This window comes from Phaeobacter sp. HS011 (assembly GCF_018101215.1).
Lineage (GTDB): Bacteria > Pseudomonadota > Alphaproteobacteria > Rhodobacterales > Rhodobacteraceae > Phaeobacter > Phaeobacter inhibens.
Window position 1 is genome coordinate 316,913 of the sequence record NZ_JAGEUF010000001.1, and the last position, 19,960, is coordinate 336,872.

Sequence of the window (19,960 nt, forward strand, 5' to 3'; positions counted from 1 at the left end):
ACCTTTTTTGGTGGTGCTTCTTCACACTGCCCCCAACCCCGCCTAACACTAAACCCGCAGATTTGCCGGTTGAAACAGCGTCAGGCCCCCAGGGAGCAGCGATTATGTTCAAAAAGTTAATTACCGGAGTTCAGGGAAAATCGCAAGATTTCGTGGCTCTCAACCCAGAGCTGCGCTTTTATGTGATCGGAGATATCCATGGCTGTGACGACCTTCTGGCCAAACTTCTGACGCAACTAGATCCTGATCTGCCTGTTGTCTGCCTTGGGGATTATATCGACCGGGGAGAGCAGAGTGCAGCGGTTTTGAAGCGACTGATGGCACGGCCTGATATTACCGCCTTGACCGGCAATCATGAGGCGATGTTGCTTGAGTTTCTGGCGGATCCAATCCCGAACGCGGAGGTCTGGCTGCGTAATGGCGGATTGCAGACGCTGGCGAGCTTTGGTGTGGGTGGGGTTTCGGAACAATCCTCCAAAGCCGATCTTGAAAGCGCTGCGCGTACACTTCGCGCGGCGATGGGCGCCGAAATGATTACGTGGCTGGAGACTCTGCCGGCCTGTTGCCAGTCTGGCAATGTCTTCATGGCCCATGCAGGTGCCGATCCCGAAGCGCCGTTGACAGCTCAGTTTCGGCAGGCGCTGGTGTGGGGGCGCCCCGATACGCGCCGCCTGCGTCGTGAGGATGATATCTGGGTCGTGCACGGCCATTGGATCATGAAAGAGCCGACCGTCGCCGAGGGGCGGATCGCATTGGATACTGGCGCATTTGCCACCGGCCGTCTGACGGCGGCAGAGATTGATCGCGGGCAGGTTACGTTCATCTCGACTTGATGCGGATCTGCTCATTTCGCGGAACGGAAAGACGGCTGGCGCGTTCCTCATCAAACCCGCGTGGGGAGAGGGGCGCGCGCCTTTCTTGGCCAGGCTGATTACTGATTGCAACGGCATCGGGAGGAGAGGTCAATGACGACAGCTAAGAAGAATAATCCGGAGCTCTGGCAGGAGGTCAAGAAAGAGATCACGCAAAGCGATAAGGGCGGTGAGCCGGGGGAATGGTCCGCCCGAAAGGCCCAGCTGGCCGTGCAAATGTACAAACGACGTGGCGGGACCTACGCAGATAAGGGCCCCGATCAGGACGAGACCGATCTCAATCAATGGAGTGAAGAGGATTGGGGAACCAAATCTGGCGCCAAAAGCAGCGACACCGGCGAGCGCTACCTCCCCAAGGACGTTCGGATGGTTCTGACTGAAGACGAATACCGGCGCTCAACCGCGAAGAAACAGAGCGATACACATGATGGGAGCGAGCAGTTTTCGGATCAACCTGACGACGTCCAAGACAAAGTTGCGCAGATAATGGAGACCGGCCCGACCTACGACATGCTGTATGAGCGGGCGCAGGACTTGGGGATCGACGGGCGCTCGGAGATGTCCAAGGAGGACCTGCTGAACGCCATCCGTCAATCGACCGATGACAACGGTCGTGCCAAGGGCAGTAAGGCCGCTCTGAATGCCCGATCCAAATCTGAACTGTACCAACGCGCGAAGGATCGCGATGTTTCCGGCCGTTCCGAAATGTGCAAGTCTGAACTGGTTGATGCTTTGGCCAAGCCCTGACTGGATTTTAGCGAGGGTTATCTCCGGTGGCGGGGATTCCGCTGGGGTCTTTCTGGCAATACGGAGCTTTCTTGCGGCGATGATCGGAGGTGGGGTCTCTCTCGCGAACGCCTCGCGGAAGGTGGATCATCACCCAGCCAATCTGCGCATGACCATTTCGATCGGGCCGTTTTTTGCAAAACGTGCCCAAGTCCACGCATATCCCGTCGCGCAGATGCAGAACAGCAGGGCTGCCGAGACGGCAGTCTCAGGCGTCTGACCTTCCAACATGTTCATTTCTTCCAGAATACCCATGCCGATGAGAATATGCGCAATATAAAGCGTCAGGGTCTGGCGGCCCGCGGGGGCCAGTGCCTGCACGACGCCGAGCCGTTGCAGCGTCGGCGTCAACAACAGGCATCCACCGATCACGATGCCGGCGGAGGAAAGCCCGGCGATCATGTAGAATGGCATTGGCGGGATTGGCAGTGTTGTCGCCAAGTCTGCCAGTTCAGGATCTATCTCACGCAGACTTTGAACCGCGATTGCGCTGGTTGCTTCGGTCACCGCGTAAATTACCGCGCCGGCGAGGATAAGGCCGATTTGGAATCTTCGGCTCTGCAATGGCATCCGAGACAGGAGGATACCGGCAAGCAGAAATGCGAGCCAAGGTATAACAGGGTGCCATCCGTTGAACAGAAGGTGGCGCAGAAAACCTCTGATCGTCCAGAGGTCCGCATAGGTATAGAGCTTCCAGTCCCACCCATTGTCGTAGTTGAAGATCAATATCATCACTGGAAACATCAGGATTAGCACCACTGTGAGAGAAGCGAGCAGCCGTGTCGGCGCCCTCAGTAGGACAGCCGCGAACATGAAATAGACAGCATAGTAGTGCAGGATATCAGCATCAAAGATCAGCATGTTGACCATTCCGAGGCCCATCAGGAATGCAGCACGCCGGACTGTCGTTGCGGCGATGCTGTCTGTTGACCGGTTTGATGCAAGGCCAAGCCCGATCCCGGCCAGAACGACAAAACATGCAGCCGCGCGCCCCTCAAGGGCGGTGCTTAAAATCGCCACAACACCAGTGCCGCCCTCCGCACCCATGGCGATCTTGAAATTGACGATGACCATTCCGACAAAAGCGAAATAGCGTGCAAGGTCCAGACCTTGCAGACGGGGTGAGGGCGTGGGGGTCATATTTATTCCAGGCGAATGAACGTACGTTCACTATATGAGCTGTGTCGCTTGGTGTTCAACCCAAATAGGTAGAGTAATCCCGATTTGTTCAGACGAGGTATTCGCCCGCTTACGACTGAGGGTCGCGCTCAATGCCTTCGAAACGACCTTAAAAAGGGAATGCGCAAGTGCAAGGAACTGTGAGTGCTCACACAGCCAATCGAACCTTGACTAAAATTTTATCAACATCTTATCGTGTGAAGTATCGTCTACTCATGGTGGGTTTACGGTGAAGTTTCTGGTTTGGGTCGCGCTTTGTTGGCGATAGTGGAGTGATTGGTAAAAATGCCGAATGCAGTATTGAACGATATTTTGGAACTGGAAGAGTGGCTCGAATACATCGGGGGCGTGGTATCCTATAGTGGTAACACCGATTTGCTCGCGGCCTTCAATGCAAGCAATGTAACACAGCTGACCGTTGGAGAATTCCTCTCCATCATCGACGCTGCCGAGCAGGCAATTTTGTCGATCAACTGGCAAGACCTTGTTGATCAGGTTGCAGAATTGCTGAACACGCCATTCATTTCAGAGCAGCTTACAGCGGCTGAAAAACAAACTATCCTCGATTCGCTTTCGATGATCGAACCGTCTGACATAACTGAAGGGTTTGATTTGCTCCGGGCTGAATTTGCCGGGATTTCAACCGGAACGCTGGTCGTCGATGCCATGAATATCGCAGGCCAAGAAACGCCGGTGGGTACTGACGGAAATGACGTACTGGCGGGCACCGTAGGCAGTGATGACGTTCGCTTGATGAACGGAGATGACGCTTTTGCCGCGGGGCAGGGGGACATCGGCGACGATACTATTCGCGGAGGTTCCGGAAATGACACCATCAATGGCGGATCGGGTCAGGATGTTCTCTTCGGCGGCAGTGGTGAAGACTTGCTACGTGGGGGGTGGGGTTCCGACCTCATGAAGGGTGGCCGACAGGCAGACGTCCTTATTGGTGCCCAAGGCCATGACACGGTCTATGGAGAAGGCGGGGCCGATCGTTTGGATGGTGGTTCAGGCAACGATCGTCTGGTCGGCGGTTCGGGCCATGACACAATCCTGGGTGGAGCAGGGATCGACAGGTTGTTTGGCGGAAATGGTAACGACAGTTTGGTTGGTGGCGCGCAGGCGGATTATTTCATTTTCCGGGGTAATTTTGGCGACGACACCATTCGCGGGTTTGCGGCGCGCAGTGATGCGGAGAAAATTGACCTGCGGGGCGTCTCAGAAATTTCTGATCTCAGTGACTTGCGCGATAATCATCTGACACAGGACGGCAGCAACGCAATTATTGCGGATGGTCTAGGTAATACGATCACGCTGCTTGGTGTTGATATCAATGATCTCGATGCAGGTGACTTCATCTTCTAATCGCAGCCAGATTTAGCGGTGCATATCTATTGCACCGCTAATATGGTCGTTTAAGGGGCGCATAGTTAACGTGTCAGCCGTTTCGCTCCCACGTACCTAGCCCAATTCGCGGAGCAGGGCCGGTGACGGAGTTCCGGTGGCAGGTAGGCCACGGCTTTGCTGATAGGTGCGGATGGCGGTTTCGCTGTTTGGTCCGATAACGCCATCTGCACCGCCGGTGTCAAAGCCCTTCGCTGTCAGGCGTTTCTGCAACAGGATACGATCATCCTTAGTCAGACCATTTGCGTCTGGCGGAAAGCTGCTGCGCAGGGGGCCGCCCCCACCAATACGGTCCGCGAGATGACCGACTCCGATCGCATAGGCGTCAGAGTTGTTATAGCGCTTGATGGCGCGGAAGTTGCTTGTGACTGCAAACTTCGGACCGCCTGCCTGGGGTTGGATAAGGGTCCCACTGGCAGCTGCTGTTCCGGTCACCTCTCGACCCCAGCGCAATCCGCGGGTCCAGCCGTTGCGTGCCAGATAGGCGGCGGTCGAAGCCAGCGCGTCGCTGGGGTCTTCGGACCAGATGTCGCGACGACCATCGCCGGTGAAATCAACGGCAAACGCCTGATAGGACGTAGGGATAAATTGCGTATGCCCCATCGCGCCAGCCCAGCTGCCAGTCATGCGTGCGGCGGAAATGTCGCCATTCTGCAGAATTTTAAGGGCTGCGATCAGTTGCTTTTCAAAGAAGGCGCCGCGGCGGCCATCAAAAGCGAGGGTCGATGTGGCTGAGATGACCGGCACGTCACCGCGGCGTTCGCCGAAGAAACTTTCAAGACCCCAGATTGCAGTGATGATTTCGGCATCGACACCATAGGTCTGCTCAAGGGCGTTGAGTGTGCTGCGATGGCGGGCATAGGCTGCGCGCCCCTTGCTGACGCGTTCGTCGGAGGCGGCGATAGAGAGATAATCCTCAAGGCTGCGTTTGAACTCCGTCTGATTGCGGTCGCGTTTGATCACTCCCGGGAGGTAGCCTGCGCCGCGAAAGGCGGTATTCAGAGTGCTGTTGTTGATCCCGGCGGCGCTTGCGCGCTGGCGAAAACCGGCAACCCAGGCATCATAGGCCGCGTTGGGCACCGGGCGCAGATCGGCCGGTAGCCCGCCGGCAGTGCGCGGAAGCGATGTGCTGGTTCCCCCTCCGCTGCAAGCCCCGAGGCCAAGCGCCATCACTCCCAATCCGAAGCCGCGTCGTGAAATGTTCATCTGCCTGCCTGCCATTTGTTTTGTCATAACAATCCTATCGGATCACTGCCGCCCTGCAAGGCTTTGGCTAGCGATTATTCGCTTGTCATGATGGGTAGGCGTCAGCCCGCCTACTCCGGGTCGCCGTCAACGGTGGTGAGGCGATAGGTGCTCCGCTCGACGGGGGTCAGGAGGTAGATTTCATCGGATGGCGTCATAAGCGCTGGCTGCATCATCAGCGGATCGACACCCATCTCCTGAAGGTAGCTCATGACCTCACCCTGACCGCGCTGAATCTGCTCTACGGCGACAAAGGCGGGCAATACGGTATTCTGTCCGAAATAATGCTGATGCACGCCGATCATGGCGTCTGCATCTGCAATCCTGCTGACCCCAGCGGCCAAAATATAGGGGCACGCCGACAGGCAGATGTCACTGGCACTCATCACGGTGTTCATATCCCGTGCGCGCAGGGCGCGACCGATGGTCAGAGCGTCAGAGACGGAGCCGCCCGGACTATTGAGATAGACCTGTGACGGCAGGGCCTCCAGCGTCTCCAGATAGTCGCTGAACCGCGTGGCGTCGCCCTCGGAGATCCGGCCCGTCAAGGTCAATACGGTTTCGCCCTGCCACTGAGCTGTGGCGAAGGTCAGCCTGTTGGGCATGCTTTCGGTGCCGGGCAGTGGTCGGCTGCCGGGGGCAGGCGGGCGATCTGGCAACTGTGTGGGAGAGTATCGTCTGGTCTGATCGCCGGGACCAATCGGTGCCGTCAGCTCGGGCGCGGTTGAGGGCCAAGCCAGCTGAGGGATAAGCTTTGCAAGATCCGTTCCGAGCAAGACAGCCGCAAATCCAAGCTGCGCTGCAAAAACCCATCGCAATATGCGCCAGGTGTCTGGTTTTTTCCGATGACGGGCGGCAGCTATCGGTTGCGAGGCGTCGGGATTAGTCGGCACGACGTTTATCGTCCAGACTGGCGACATCGGGAGGCTGAGTGCCAGGCGGGGGTGCGGCGAAGGTACCCGCGCGTTCCAGAGACGTATCAATATCCCGAATGGCGGCTACGGCGGCGCGCAGCTCCGCCAGTGTCATTGTGTCCTCGGTGGCGGCCCCTTCGCGCCCGGCACGGATCGCCGCTTGTGTAATGGCAACTATCAACACCAGCACCGCCGGCAGGAGGTCAATCGCAATAGCGCCCGCCCAAGAGGGAACGAAATTACCGGCATAGAGAATAACCGCATCAGCGGCAGAGACAGGTGTGTAGGTGGTATCGCGTGGCGGAGTCATGCTCAGCACTGCGCTGGCCGCCGCGCCCAGCCCATCGGCGCGTTGCGCCAGAACGCGACGAACACTGTCGATAGTGGCCTGCTGGCCTTGTCGGGTGGCGGCATCTGAACCGTCCAGTTCTGGCGTGACGACGCTGTCGGAAAGGTCACGCGCCGCCCTTTGGACCAGTGGGGCGACCGACAGTTGGCGCAACTGGGTGATCACATTGGCCAGGCGTACGGCCTCTTCTGAAAAGAGGACCGACCGCTGGGCGACCGGACCCTGTTCGACAGTGAGCGCCCGCATGCGCGATAGGATGGCATTACCCTCGTCAAAGGCAGCCTCCACCAGCGGCTGTTGGCTGGTGATCTGAGTTTCCAACGCCGCCAGCTCATCCGATTTCTGGCGCAGCAATCGGAATACTGCGCCCTGACCGGCGAAACCGGATAATTGACCGGTTGCCTCCTGCTCTGAGAGGTCAACAAAGGTCTGTCGCACCCGTGCCACGTCCCGCGCCAGGCTCTGACCACTCTGGGTGATTTCATCCGCGCGTTCCAATGCGGTCTGATAATCCTGCACCGTCACAGCCAGATGCTGTTCAACAGCGGCAGCGCCGGCCAAGGCAGCGGCATTCAGCCAGGACGACATTGCGATAATCGCAACCGATCCCAGCGCCATCGACAGTACAAGACCAATGCGCGCAGCGGCTGTCCTTACGGTTGGCACCAGACGCATCATATACGACCAGAACACAAAAATCCCGACTGAAACAGCCACCGAATACGCCAAGGCTGCGATCACCGAAAATGCGCCGGTATCATCCAACAGAGACGAGACGCCAAGATACGTGTAGATCCCCGAGGCGACGGCCAGAACGCCAAGCGCAGTACCTGTGATGCTATCAAGCCAGCTGAGGTGGTCCTCCAGATCGCGGGCGTTCTGCGCGGCGCGGGCTTCGCTCCGGCTCAACCCGGAGGCGGATCCGGTGGCACGATCTGAGTGCTGACCGCTGGGTTCGGTGGTCATGCGCGATGCTCCTTGTTGCTCGTCCCAAGATATGATGCGTAGGAGCAGATGCAATCGCTGCTGTCGCAACGCTGGTGAATTGCCGCTCTATTTGCGTTGGGACTGGGCCTAATCCTCGCCGTCGGACGCATCCCGGCCGTTGTCGAGATCCGGTCTATGTTGTTGCGCCCAATCAACGATGGTGAGGATCAGAAATGCCAGCAAGGCCACCGAGGCGGCCTCGGCAATGAAACCGAATCCGACGGCAATGCCAACCACACCCACAACCCAGATGGCTGCACCGCTGCCAACCCCACGCAGTTTGCCGGTTTCGGTAGTCGACATGATCGCCCCGGCACCCAGAAATCCGATGCCGCCCACGATACCTTGTATCGTCCGGGATGGATCAACGGCAGCGGTTCCCTCCTGCGCAGTAGCCGCAAGATTAAGAGTGAGCATCGTCAGCGCACAACAGCCAAGGCAGATCAGCATATAGGCGCGCGCGCCCAGTGGCTTCTTTTTGATTTCGCGGTCGAGACCGATCAACAGGCCCAAAGCAACAGCGAGACAGCAGCGCAGAAGAAAACTGTCATAGGCGATCATGGCGGCTGTCTGGGATGCGGACATCGTGGACCTTTCCAAGGGAGCAGCCGAAATGCACAGCGAGTGTCGCGATACGGCCATCGTAGCCTATCCTTGCAAGAAAAAAGGAAAATTTCTACTGCTCTATGTGTGATTTCAAAACTCGCTGTTTACAGTCGGGGTCGCGGAGCGCTATCAAATCGATCATTCCACAGAGCACTCCGGCGCGCCCGACGCCGGATCTCCAGCCCAAATGAGGTAGAGATGTCAGAAACCGCCACTGAAACTGTGCTCACGATTTTGCAGAATGATTTCGAAGAGATTGTTGCGTCCTGGATTTCGACCCAAAGCGACGAAGGTGTGCAACGGATTGATCTTTTCAGTCACAAAGAGGGGCGGGAGCAGACCAGTGGCTTGTTGCGTGCGCTTATTTCTGGGATCGAAAAGGGTGCGACAGGCGATCGTTTTGATTTGTCCAGTGACGCTTGGGTGGATTTGCGCAGCGTGTTGGTTGACGTCACCAAGGAACGCAGTTCACGCGGTGTGAGCCCCAGTGATATGGCTTCCTTCGTGTTGGCGCTGAAGGCGCCAGTGTTCTATCGCCTCAAAGACAAACTGGCAAAATACCCGACCAACCTGGTGGAGGAAATCTGGTTCTTCAGCCGGGTGATCGACGCATTTGCAGTCTATTGTGCAGAGGTTTTTATTGCCGAACGGGACCGCATTATCGAACAGCAGCGTGACCAGATGCAGGAACTGTCCACACCGGTGGTTGAGCTGTGGGACAAGGTACTGACCCTGCCTCTGATCGGTACGATGGATTCAGCACGCGCGCAGGAGGTGATGGAAAACCTGCTGGAAACCATTCTGCGCCGTCAGGCAGAGGTGGTTATCGTCGACCTGACTGGCGTGCAGACTGTAGACACCCAGGTGGCCCAGCATATGTTGCGGATGGCTGCGGCTGTGCGCCTGATGGGCGCGCAGTGTATTATCAGCGGTATCAGCCCGACCATCGCGCAGACGATGGTGCAATTGGGTGTGGATGTCGGCGAGGTAACAACCCGGTCTACCATCCGCAGCGGTCTGGCAGATGCGTTGAACCGCGTCGGTTATGAAATAACCAAGAAGAAGGATCACTGACATGTCCGGCGCGTCGACCATTTACTTTGTCGAAGGCGTTCTGTTGGTGGCGATCCAGGAAGACATTTCTGACACTGATATTCTGGATTTGCAGGAGGCCCTCTCCGAGCGTGTGGTGGATGAAGCGGCCCGGGCGGTGGTCATGGATATCAGTGCATTGGAGATTGTCGATACCTTCGTTGGTCGCATCCTTGCGCAGTTGGCCAGCGTGTCAAAACTATTGGATGCCCAGACCTACGTGGTTGGCATGCGCCCGGCAGTGGCAATGACACTGGTGGAATTGGGCATGGACCTGCCCGAGAGTAAAACGGCGCTCAGCCTGACACATGCGTTGCGCGATCTGCGCGGTGAACATCGGGGATGATACCCACGGATGGTGTTCTGGTCGGTATTTATGCACTGATCGGGGATCGCGATGTTATTCAGGTGCGTAGGATCGCTGGCCGTGAAATGGATCAGCGCGGTGCGCGCACCGTTCAAAAAACCCGCTTTGTCACTGCGGTCAGTGAAATTGCAAGAAATGTGGTGATGCATGGTGGCGGAGGCGAAGCGCGTATCTATATGCACAGTGAACCGTCCGCAATCAGCGTGGTCTGTGTCGACAATGGGCCCGGGATTGTGGATCTGGACGCTGCGTTCAGCGATGGCTTCAGCACTGCAGGGAGCATGGGGCGCGGCCTGGGCGGCGCGAAACGCCTGAGCGATGCGCTGGAGGTCGAAACCGAAGAAGGCAAAGGAACACGCGTGACGATGATGGCCCGGATATGACCCATTGGTTGCCCCTTTCAGACCCCAGCGACGTTTCGGTCTGTCGCCGCAACGCGCGCCAGCTGGCGCAGGTCGCGGGGTTTTCACAGGCCCGGACCGAAGAAATCGCCATCGTTGTCAGCGAGGCGGCGACCAATGTTCTGCGATATGCTAAACGGGGGCGTTGTCTGTTACAGCGAATGCCGGGCATCGGTGGCCCGCGTTTGGCGGTGATCGTCGTGGATCAGGGACCCGGGATCGATGCGCTCGACAAAATGATGCGGGACGGGAGCAGCAGCGAAGGCTCGGCAGGGCTGGGTTTGGGCGCGATGCAACGGTTGTCGGATCAGTTTGATATCTATTCAAACCGTGATGAGGGCACAGTTGTTGCGTGTGAATTCCAACTGCGCCCATACCGGCCGACCGCAATGGAGGTCGCGGGTCTTTTGGTGACCCACCCCGGAGAAACCCGCTGTGGCGACGCTTGGGATATGACATGTGTGACACCCAATGCGACCCCTGATGGCAGACTGGATCTGATCCTCTGTGATGGTCTTGGCCATGGTCACCGGGCGGCGGATGCTGCTGAACGGGTCCTGCACGCCTTTGGGCACAAGCCGGGTCGTACCCCTGCTGCGGCCTTGGCAGATATTTCTGTCGATATTGCGGATACACGTGGTGCTGTCGCGGCCTGTGTGGCAGTGGCTGCGGATGGGCGACGCATGTCCTATGCCTCCGTTGGCAATATTGCGACGATCCGCGCCCGGCTGGGCGAGACGAAGAGATTTGCGACCCGCGATGGCCATCTCGGAGGCCCCGCACTTTCTCCGTATTCGGATGAGGTCGATCTGCAACCCGGTGATACCGTTATTCTGCACAGCGATGGTCTGCTGACGTTACGGGACCTCCACGAGAAACCCGCTCTGCTGATGCGTTCGGCGCTGTTGATTGCGGGAAAACTCATGGCCGAGAATTTCAGGGGTCGCGACGACGCCAGTCTTGCTGTCATTAAAATCGCGAAAGAGATGTAGACTCGTGTCGACTGCCCTGATCACTTTGAAAATTGATACAGAACAAGATGTTCTGAGGTTACGCTTTATCGCGATGGCGATTACCAAGGCCTTGCAGTTCGGGACGTTTTCCCAGACGCGGGCGGTGACGGCATTGCTTGAGGCGGCTCGAAATGCCCAGCAGCATGCCAGTGTCGGGCGGGTCCGGTTGAGCCTGCAGGAGCATGGCAACAAGGTGGCCATGCGGGCCATTATCACGGATCAGGGGCCTGGGATTGATGGGCTCGACGATATTTTGCGGGGCCGTAGGGGCGGGGTCGCGCCTGGTCCGGGGTTGGGGCTGGGGTTGCGCGGGCTGTCCCGTCTTTCGGATCATCATGCGATACGCAGCGGACCGGAGGGCACAGAGATTGAACTTCTGTTCCTGAGTCCGGTCAAAAGCGATGGAATGATCGCCGCCGCTCAGGCCGCGACTGACGCGATCAGCAAGATCCGGGATGCTGACCCCGTTGCGGAACTTGCTGAACAGAATCGGGTGCTGCTCGAAGCGTTGACGGAACGGGATCTTCTGATGAAGGAGGTCCATCATAGGACCGGCAACAATCTGGCTCTGATCGGCGCGCTGATCCGGATGAGCCGGAGAGGAGCTGAGGCACCGGAAACCGTTTCTGTGCTGTCGGATCTGGAGGCGCGGGTTCAATCGGTGATCCGTGTGCACGAACAATTGCAGCGTTCTGCGCGGGTTGATCATCTGCAGGCGCTGCCCTTCCTGCAGGAGGTCGCCGCCAATGCCGAGGGGGCGTTCAGTTCCGAGATCCTCAAAGTGGCGGTATCGGTGCGCGGCGATGACATTGAGATCCCAAGCTCAATGGCGATTGATCTAGGCCTTCTGACGGGTGAGCTGCTGACGAACGCTTACAAGCACGCCTTTGTCGGGCGTGAGCAGGGGAATATTCTGGTTGAGTTGACCGAACAGGATGACGCATTGCAACTTGTGATCGCGGATGACGGGCGCGGCCTGGCCGAGGGCGATGCCCGACCTGAACGTTCCGGTTCTCTCGGCTGGCGCATGATCCGCAGTATGGTCGGAAAATATGCAGGCACAACCGAGGTGGATGGCTCCAATGGCATGCGGGTGCAATTTACCCTGCCGTTCGCCCGCGAACATACCGACAAGTCAGCCTGATCGCGCCAAGGCGCACCAGTAAGTGATGCCGTGGTCGATGGCGTCGTCATTAAAATCATAACCCGGATTATGCAGTTGCATGGCATGCGCGCCTTCTGTGCCATTGCCCATCAACATAAATGCGCCCGGGCGGTGCTGGAGGAAGGCTGCAAAATCCTCTGAGAATCCCACACGCCCGTACTGCGCATCAATGCTGCCAGCGGACCCTGCTGCAGCAACGGCCAATGCGGTTGCGTCTGCGTCATTCACCAATGGCTGGAACGATGTTGAATAGGCCACCTCGCAGCTGGCACCTTGTGCGGCGCAGATGCCACTGGCGATGTCGCGCATGCGCTGTTCGATTGTGTGGGAGACATGGGCGTCAAATCCCCGACAGTCTCCGGAAATCAATACGTTGCTGGCCAGAATATTACGCGCGCCGTCGGTTTCGAAATTCGTGACTGAAACAACGCAATGATCCCGTGCTGACACGGCGCGCGATGTGATCGTCTGCAGTTGACTGACGATCGCAGCGCCTGTCACGATTGGATCAATCGCTTTCTCTGGCATGGAGGCATGGCCGCCTCGTCCGGTGATGCGGATCTCGAAATTATCCTCAAAGGCACAGAACGCACCGGTTTCAGTCGCGAAATGGCCAAGCGGCATCCCCGGCATGTTGTGAAGACCATAGATCCGGGTGATATCAAAGCGATCAAACAGCCCATCGGCAATCATCGCCGCAGCGCCAGTGCCGTTTTCCTCGTCCGGTTGAAAGAGAAAATGGACGGTCTGGTTGAAGTCAGGATCATGCGCCAGACGCAGTGCAGCGCCCAGTAGCATGGTGCTGTGTCCGTCGTGACCGCAGCCATGAAACTGGCCGGGATGGCGTGAGCGATAGGAGAGGTTGGTGGCTTCCTCAATCGGCAGCGCGTCCATATCGGCGCGCAGCGCAATACCAGCGGTGGACTCACCCCGTGTCAATGTGGCCACGAGACCCGTGCCACCAATTCCGCGGGTCACCGTCAGCCCGGCCTGCTCCAGTTCTTTGGCAATGGCATCTGATGTACGTGTGAGGTCAAAACCTGTTTCCGGATGCGCGTGTAAATCACGCCGAAAGGCGGCGAGATCCAGCTCAGGCATCCTCAACGCCTCCTTCTGAAACGATCACCAGGGGCCGCATGTCAGGAGATGTGCCTGCTTCCAGATCCTGAACCAAAGCCGTCAGCCCGGCAGCGCCGGATGGGGTACTTGCGATCCCAAGCGTGGCGGAGATCTCAGCCCCTCTGAGCGCCGCTGAGTCAGAGATCGTCACATATCGGTCGGCTTCCTTGGACAATATTTTGTAGGCAAGCATCGAGGGTGTCTTGCAATCCAGACGCCCCATATTGGAGACCGGGCCTTCTACCGTCACCATTTCACCTGCGCGTGCGCTCTGCTGAAGGCAAGGAGCCGCGTCGGGTTCAACCACGATGATTTCGGGCTGAACAGTCCAATTGGCACGGATCATATAGGCCATCGCTCCAGCCAGACCGCCGACACCGGCCTGCAGGTAGACATGGGTCGGCCATTGGCCCGAGCTTGCGAAACTGTCGCGCATTTCCTGCGCGATCACCGTGTAACCTTCCATCACCAGACGGGGTGGCTCTGTGTAGCCGGGCCAGGACCCATCGGCCAAGTGAACTGCGCCGCTTTCCTCTGCATCCTTGATGGCGGCGGCGATGCTCTCCTCATAGGTCGCACCGGAGCGGACGACTTCGGAGCCCTTGGCACGCAGCCGCTGGACAAAATCCTCAGGTACGGTATCGGCGAGATGGATGCGGCAAGCCGCTCCAAAAAGCCGTGCCCCGGCGGCAACGGCCATGCCATGGTTCCCAGCACTCGCACAGACAAAGGTCACATTCGATGCCGCCGCTCGCCCTGTGTCACTGGTCAGGTCATTCTCTGTCAATCCGGTTGCGCGCATCAACAACTCGGCGACAGCATAGACACCGCCCATCGCCTTGAATGCCCCAAGGCCTATCCGATTGGTCTCATCCTTGATCCAGACCTGCTGGCCGGCCACCTCATGCAAGGCCAACGGGGAGGGACGATACGCAGGGCAGGCGTGTAGCATCTGTTGGGGCTTGGCGGGGTCGAGCGTGACATTGATCTTGTTCATGTCATCAGTCTAGGCAAGAGTATTGCTATGTTCTGGTCAAAGTTAGACTAAATGCGAAAAAATATTGCACTCTGATGAGGTTCTATGGGTGAAAAACTCGATAAGGCGGATGTGACGCTTCTAACGCTTCTGCAACGCAATACGCGGCTTGGGCTTGAGGCTATGGCGGCTCAGGCGGGGTTGTCGGCTGCCTCCGTACAGCGGCGCCTGAAATCGCTGCGCCAACGCAAGGTAATCACGGATGAAATTGCATTGGTTGACCCGGCCAAGGTCGGTATGCCAATGACATTTGTGGTGATGGTGGAACTGGAACGGGAGCGGTTGGACCAGATCGACGCCTTCACCCGCCGGGCAGGGTCCGAACCGATGGTTCAGCAGTGCTACTATCTGACAGGTGAGGCGGATTTCTGTCTGATCTGCACCGCGTCGGATATGGAGGCCTTTGAAGAGTTGACCAAGCGGTTGTTTTTCGAGGACTCAAATGTGCGTCGCTTCCGGACCTCTGTGGTGATGGGGCGCAAGAAAGTCAGCCTTGAAATTCCGGTCTCCGCGGGATGACATCAGACTGGCAAGGCGGTGCTTTGTTGCCACGTCGGCCCCAGTAATAAACCGGATGGAGTGTCTGAGATGTTGTTTCGTTTGCTATCACTTCTGATGATCCTGTTGGCGTTGCCATATGGGCCTGCGTGGGCTGTGGATCGCGCAAAGGTCGAGAGGCAGTTTCAGCAATGGTTGGCACAGGACATTTGGCCTGAGGCCCGGGCGGTCGGGGTGCTGCGCCCGACATTTGATGCGGCCTTCTCCAAAGTGAGATTGAACTGGGACCTGCCGGATCTGGTGCCGCCCGGCAGCAAAGCGACCTTGCCCCGCCGCCAGCGTCAGGCGGAATTTGGCGCGCCGGGACGATATTTCAACCGCGGTTCCGTTGATGGCGCAACCTCGATGGGGCGCCGGATGGCTAAGCGTCATGCGTCCGCCTTGCAACAAACCGAACGCAGGACCGGCGTGCCGGGACGGATCATTCTGGCGATCTGGGGCCGCGAGAGCGGGTATGGTCAGGTAAAGATCCCTCACAACGTCTTTGAAGTTCTGGGCACGAAGGGATTTATGAGTCGCCGCGCTGACTATTTCCGCCAAGAATTGATTGCTGCGCTGCAGATCGCTGAGGCAGGTCATGCGCCGGAACAGGCTATGCGGAGCAGTTGGGCGGGCGCGCTGGGGCAGCCGCAGTTCATGCCGTCCAGTTTCCTCAAGTTTGCCGAAGACGGCGATGGGGATGGGCGCGCCGATATTTGGCGCTCAGAAGCGGATACGATCGCCTCAATCGGGGGATATTTGGCGCGACACGGCTGGGACAAGACTCGCGATTGGGGCTTTGAGGTTTCAGTGCCTGCCTCGGTATCCTGTGCTCTGGAAGGACCTGATCAAGGGCAGAGCATTCGCGAGTGGGAGGCGCTAGGCATTCACCGCGGTTCTGGCCGCGCCTTTCCCGCGCATGAACGTGACGGCGTGGCCTATCTGATGATGCCGGCAGGGCGCAACGGGCCGGCATTCCTCGTGACACCGAACTTCTATGTGCTGAAAGAGTACAACAAGAGCGATCTCTATGCGCTGTTTGTCGGGCATGTCGGGGATCGTATTCAGTTTGGTGTGCAGGATTTTCGAGGCGCTTGGGGCCGGGTGGACAGTATGCTGCGTTCCGACGTGGCGGCCATGCAGCGTGGACTGGAACGGCGCGACTACGATGTTGGCGGCGCAGATGGGCTTGCAGGGTTTAAGACCCGCCGCTCGATCGGCCGCTGGCAGGAGGCGACTGGACAACAGGTAACCTGCTTCCCAAGTGCCGCAATGAAAGCCAACTTGTCCAGATAAGCTACTATCTGGCCACTGCGCCTGCCGGTTCAGCGCCAATTTCCAGATCGTCCAGCTTTGCCTCGTTGCATTCATCCAGCCAATGATAAAAGCCGGAAACCATCTCCGGCAACCCGTGACGGGGCGGTGCCAGGCTGTCTCGTTTGGTGAAATCAAACTCAGTGGTGGCTGCGGGAGTTGTCCCCTTGGGGACAACTGCGGGCAAGGCGTCTTCGGGTGCGAAATTTGATATTTCTTGATATATATCAGACCATTGCCAACTTTTTGCGACGGCAAAGTAGCGGCCTTCCGCTTCGGGTTTTTGCAGAGCGGCCAGACATTGCCTGGCCAAATCTGCCGGATGGATCAGCGACATTGACCCATTTGGCGTGTTGCGATGCCACGGACGTGCCTTGACTGCCATATCGCGAAGACGGCTCAGCACATGACCCTGATGATGGCAGGGCAGTATCCCAGGGCCAAGGATCATACCCGAGAGCAGAATAATCAGACGCAAGTCACGGTCCTGCGCCAGACGTGTCGCGGCAATTTCCATCGCGGTTTTCTGCGCCGCTATGAACTTCTTCTGCTCAATCTGGTGTTCAAGGTCAGAATGGTGCCGCAGTTCATTCTTGATCGCTGGGGGCGGGTTCGGATCTGCGGAGGCGGTGCTCGACAGAAGCACGATATCGCCAATACCGTTGCGATCCGCCGCTGTGATAAGGTTGCGGCAGGCTGTTTTTGCAGGGTTTATGCAATGCGCCATCCCGGCGCGCGGATCCAGATCGTTTGCAGGGGTCCCGTCCGGGCCGCTGCGAATAGACGGCAGGCAGGCGATGACCAATGCATCGCTATCCTTCAACGCATCGACGAAACTTTCGGGTTGGGCCGTGTCTGCGGATATTAGGCGGAGCCTGTCGCGGGCACCGGGCAAAGCCATGAGCGGAACCGTTTTCGAGGTATCTGTCGCGTCCCGCAATGTGCCGGTGACATGCCATCCCAACGCGAGGGCGGCGCGGGCGATATGTGCGCCTGCAAGCCCGGAAACACCGGCCACGCAGATATGCCGAGGCGTGTGTTCAGTACCGCCAAAGGAGGCCTGTCTCAGGTTTTGCGACGAGGTGGCACCGGTCATGGCATTGTCCCCTTCTTAGAGCGATACGTTCAACCTAGGAAGGTTGACACGCAGGGCGCCCTCCATCCGCAGGCAAGCTCGCAGCGGCAGACAAAAATTGCACATCGAAAATCTTGAGGTAGGGCATCAGCGATGTCTGATGATCTATGCGTCCGCAGCCTCAGAAATCCTGAGGCGCAGATTTCAAAGTTTCGATTGGATGTAACGCACGCTTTGCATGAACCCTAGCAGCTGAATGACTGGATCTTTCTGGTGAACTAGGCCGCCGAACAGGGGCCCGGTTATCAGGACACCGCATCATCTGGCGATTGCGCAGCAAGAGGGCTTTGAAGTGACTGATCATGTAAAACGACCCCGTTTTCTTCAAAGTTTGATTGCAGAAAGATGGGATCACTGCGGCGCGCAGACCCAGGTGTTTGCCGATGCGGCAACCAACCAACCTAATGCTGTGCTTGCTTACGGTAGTGATGACGGGATCCAGGCCGTTGATTTTGCCCGAGCGGTCGGAGGGCCTGCATTGCGCGCTATGGGGTTTCAGGATCGTGCGCAGCAACTGCGGGCTGTTGCACGTATTTTGAAGGACAATCGCGCTGCACTCTATCGTGAGAGCCTGACCATTGGTGCAACGCGGCATGACTGTGAACTGGATGTGGACGGCGGTATTGCGCGCCTATCGGCTCTGGCCGGGCAGGCGTTGAAGTCACTGCCCAATGCGCCAGTCCTGCACCTTGAGGATGGTATCGGACCGGGCAGCACCACCGGCCGCCAGCAGATCCTCGCCCCGCTGTCCGGTGTTGCGCTGCATGTTACTGCGCTGGATAATCCGGTTTCGGGGCTTCTGGAGCAAATCGCGCCCGCACTCATCGCTGGCGTGCCGTGCATCGTCTGCCCGGATCCAATCACCGCCTGTGTGAGCGAACGCTTGGTGAAGCTGATCCACGACAGTCAGATCCTGCCAACCGGGGCCTTGCAACTGATATACAACCCGCCTCTGGGGCTTGTGGACAACCTGTCCGCCGGAGACGCGATCAGCTTTGCCGGCTCCCGCAGTACGGCCCAGAAATTACGGCAGCACCCCGCGGTGGCTACCGGTCTGGTGCGGCTGCAATCCTGCGAAACGGGCCTGTCTGCAGCCATCCTCGGCAGCGACGTGGCCCCGGGCAGCCAAGAATATCAGTTTTTCCTGCGAGAGATCCGCAGTGAATTGATCCTGAGGGCCGGCCAGCGGCGTCATGCTGTGCGCCGTATTCTTCTGCCCCGCCACCGCGAGGCCGAAGTACTCGCAGATCTGTCCGCGACCCTAGCGGATACTATTGTCGGAGTGCCGGATGATGCGGCCACCCAGATGGGGGCATTGGTTTCACGCGGGCATCTTGAGATGGTGCAGAAGGCAATGGATGAGTTACGTCATGGGGCAGAATTCGTATCCGACCCGACTATTACACCGGTTGAGACGGGCGGGGCTTTTCTGTCGCCGGTGCTATTGCATTGCGCCAAGCCTGCCAACACCCCTGACGTTCACCAGACCTTCGTTCAGGGGCCCGTTGCGACGGCTATGGCCTACGACAGCCTGTGTGACGCGATCGCGCTTGCCAATCTGGCGCCCTGCTCGCGCTACTCAAATGTCTTTACCAACGATAGCCCACTGGCACAGGAAGCAGCGGCCTGCCTGACATCAGCGGAAGGTCAAATCCGGATTTGCGGAAGTGAAATGGCACGCCAGGCCTTGGAGTTGTCGCCGGATCCATCAGTGCCGCGGCTATTCGCTGCGACACACCATGCACAGGTCTGTGGCGCAGAAGACATCCGCCATGCTGTCGCCGCCTATATGATGCGCACGGAGATACACGCGCCGCCGCAGTTGCTGACCGCACTCACGGGCCGATGGGTTGAAGGGGCGGAGACCAGGCACAACGGGCACCCGTTTCGTAAATCTCTGGAAACATTGCGGATTGGGGATCAGCTCATCACTGAAACGCGACAGATTACTGAACAGGATGTAGAGCAATTTGCCCATTTTACCGGGGATGTATTCTACGCCCATATGGACCGTGAAGCAGCACGCTCACACCCGTTTTTTGATGACCGCGTAGCGCATGGGCAATTGGTGGTGTCCTTTGCGAACGGGCTTCTGGTTGATCCTGCGCCGGGCCCTGTTCTGGCCAATATCGGCTCCGATAATTTGCGTTTTCACGCACCGGTGTATTTTGGCGATTGCTTGCATGTGCGCGTGACCTGCAAGGAAATCACACCGCGCGCCTCTGCTCCCTTTGGAGATGTGCGTTGGGACTGTTGCGTTCTGAATGCCTGTGGTGCGGTGGTCGCTCGGTTCGATCTGCTGACCCTGGTGATGAAGAGTTGGCCGCCGGTTCCTCAGGACAACGTGAGTGAACATAAAGCTGCGCCGCATACGGCAGCCACCCCTCACAGGGCACAGAATCCGGTTCAGCAACCGGCTGAATAGAGTATATTAACAAA

At 58.1% G+C, this 19,960-nt stretch carries 19 protein-coding genes; 11 read left to right on the top strand and 8 right to left on the bottom strand.

The annotated features are described in order from the left end of the window. Window positions 1-104 precede the first annotated feature (104 nt). Together J4721_RS01485 and J4721_RS01490 are read left to right on the top strand one after the other, a co-directional pair. The gene (locus J4721_RS01485) at window positions 105-833 is read left to right on the top strand and encodes a metallophosphoesterase (protein WP_211001949.1); all 729 of its coding nucleotides are present in this window, start codon (window positions 105-107) and stop codon (window positions 831-833) included. Between the two features lie 132 nt (window positions 834-965). Then, window positions 966-1,619 (top strand): aspartate-semialdehyde dehydrogenase, encoded by a 654-nt coding sequence (locus J4721_RS01490; RefSeq protein WP_211001950.1) that lies wholly within the window; start codon window positions 966-968, stop codon window positions 1,617-1,619. Between the two features lie 129 nt (window positions 1,620-1,748). Here J4721_RS01490 and J4721_RS01495 read toward each other — a convergent pair whose 3' ends face one another. Further along, window positions 1,749-2,798 (bottom strand): DUF418 domain-containing protein, encoded by a 1,050-nt coding sequence (locus tag J4721_RS01495; RefSeq protein ID WP_211001951.1) that lies wholly within the window; start codon window positions 2,796-2,798, stop codon window positions 1,749-1,751. Between the two features lie 324 nt (window positions 2,799-3,122). Between J4721_RS01495 and J4721_RS01500 the strand changes: the two genes are divergently transcribed. After that, complete coding sequence (locus J4721_RS01500; protein WP_076620367.1) at window positions 3,123-4,202, top strand: calcium-binding protein; 1,080 nt, start codon at window positions 3,123-3,125, stop codon at window positions 4,200-4,202. Window positions 4,203-4,298: 96 nt separating this feature from the next. On the opposite strand, the gene J4721_RS01505 is transcribed toward J4721_RS01500, so the two are convergent. The 4 genes from J4721_RS01505 to J4721_RS01520 form a co-directional block, all read right to left on the bottom strand. Continuing rightward, on the bottom strand, window positions 4,299-5,447 hold the full coding sequence (locus J4721_RS01505; protein WP_211001952.1) for a lytic murein transglycosylase: 1,149 nt from the start codon (window positions 5,445-5,447) through the stop codon (window positions 4,299-4,301). Window positions 5,448-5,557: 110 nt separating this feature from the next. Continuing rightward, on the bottom strand, window positions 5,558-6,091 hold the full coding sequence (locus J4721_RS19665; RefSeq protein ID WP_247655756.1) for an ATP-dependent Clp protease proteolytic subunit: 534 nt from the start codon (window positions 6,089-6,091) through the stop codon (window positions 5,558-5,560). Between the two features lie 277 nt (window positions 6,092-6,368). Continuing rightward, window positions 6,369-7,715: a hypothetical protein gene (locus J4721_RS01515; RefSeq protein WP_076620369.1), complete on the bottom strand. Its 1,347-nt coding sequence runs from the start codon at window positions 7,713-7,715 to the stop codon at window positions 6,369-6,371. 108 nt (window positions 7,716-7,823) lie between these two features. Further along, window positions 7,824-8,321, bottom strand: coding sequence for an MgtC/SapB family protein (locus tag J4721_RS01520; protein WP_247655758.1), 498 nt, complete (start codon window positions 8,319-8,321; stop codon window positions 7,824-7,826). A gap of 219 nt (window positions 8,322-8,540) precedes the next feature. On the opposite strand from J4721_RS01520, the gene J4721_RS01525 reads away from it, so the two are divergent. From J4721_RS01525 to J4721_RS01545, 5 genes are read left to right on the top strand one after another with little or no spacing between them, the layout of a single operon-like run. Further along, window positions 8,541-9,416 carry an STAS domain-containing protein gene (locus tag J4721_RS01525; protein WP_014881700.1) on the top strand — a complete coding sequence of 292 codons (876 nt, stop codon included), beginning with the start codon at window positions 8,541-8,543 and terminating at the stop codon, window positions 9,414-9,416. Between the two features lies 1 nt (window position 9,417). Continuing rightward, window positions 9,418-9,780 carry an STAS domain-containing protein gene (locus J4721_RS01530; RefSeq protein WP_211001954.1) on the top strand — a complete coding sequence of 121 codons (363 nt, stop codon included), beginning with the start codon at window positions 9,418-9,420 and terminating at the stop codon, window positions 9,778-9,780. After that, window positions 9,777-10,184, top strand: coding sequence for an ATP-binding protein (locus tag J4721_RS01535; protein WP_211001955.1), 408 nt, complete (start codon window positions 9,777-9,779; stop codon window positions 10,182-10,184). Before J4721_RS01530 ends, J4721_RS01535 begins: the two co-directional genes overlap by 4 nt. Next, complete coding sequence (locus J4721_RS01540; protein ID WP_211001956.1) at window positions 10,181-11,194, top strand: ATP-binding protein; 1,014 nt, start codon at window positions 10,181-10,183, stop codon at window positions 11,192-11,194. Before J4721_RS01535 ends, J4721_RS01540 begins: the two co-directional genes overlap by 4 nt. A 4-nt stretch (window positions 11,195-11,198) precedes the next feature. Next, window positions 11,199-12,359: a sensor histidine kinase gene (locus J4721_RS01545; protein ID WP_254682957.1), complete on the top strand. Its 1,161-nt coding sequence runs from the start codon at window positions 11,199-11,201 to the stop codon at window positions 12,357-12,359. On the opposite strand, the gene J4721_RS01550 is transcribed toward J4721_RS01545, so the two are convergent. Continuing rightward, window positions 12,351-13,478, bottom strand: coding sequence for an amidohydrolase (locus J4721_RS01550; RefSeq protein WP_211001957.1), 1,128 nt, complete (start codon window positions 13,476-13,478; stop codon window positions 12,351-12,353). The two genes, J4721_RS01545 and J4721_RS01550, sit on opposite strands and share 9 nt — an antisense overlap. Then, complete coding sequence (locus J4721_RS01555; protein ID WP_211001958.1) at window positions 13,471-14,496, bottom strand: pyridoxal-phosphate dependent enzyme; 1,026 nt, start codon at window positions 14,494-14,496, stop codon at window positions 13,471-13,473. Before J4721_RS01555 ends, J4721_RS01550 begins: the two co-directional genes overlap by 8 nt. An 84-nt stretch (window positions 14,497-14,580) precedes the next feature. On the opposite strand from J4721_RS01555, the gene J4721_RS01560 reads away from it, so the two are divergent. Continuing rightward, complete coding sequence (locus J4721_RS01560; protein WP_014881707.1) at window positions 14,581-15,054, top strand: Lrp/AsnC family transcriptional regulator; 474 nt, start codon at window positions 14,581-14,583, stop codon at window positions 15,052-15,054. A 69-nt stretch (window positions 15,055-15,123) separates the two neighbouring features. Continuing rightward, a complete protein-coding gene (locus J4721_RS01565; protein WP_211001959.1) occupies window positions 15,124-16,368 on the top strand; it encodes a lytic murein transglycosylase in 1,245 nt (414 codons plus the stop codon). A gap of 4 nt (window positions 16,369-16,372) precedes the next feature. Here the strand turns inward: J4721_RS01565 and J4721_RS01570 are convergent, their stop codons facing one another. Then, window positions 16,373-17,482, bottom strand: a complete 1,110-nt coding sequence (locus tag J4721_RS01570) for an NAD-dependent epimerase/dehydratase family protein (protein ID WP_211001960.1) — start codon at window positions 17,480-17,482, stop codon at window positions 16,373-16,375. Window positions 17,483-17,813: 331 nt separating this feature from the next. Between J4721_RS01570 and paaZ the strand changes: the two genes are divergently transcribed. Further along, on the top strand, window positions 17,814-19,946 hold the full coding sequence (paaZ, locus tag J4721_RS01575; RefSeq protein WP_211001961.1) for a phenylacetic acid degradation bifunctional protein PaaZ: 2,133 nt from the start codon (window positions 17,814-17,816) through the stop codon (window positions 19,944-19,946). The last annotated feature ends 14 nt before the right edge of the window (window positions 19,947-19,960 follow it).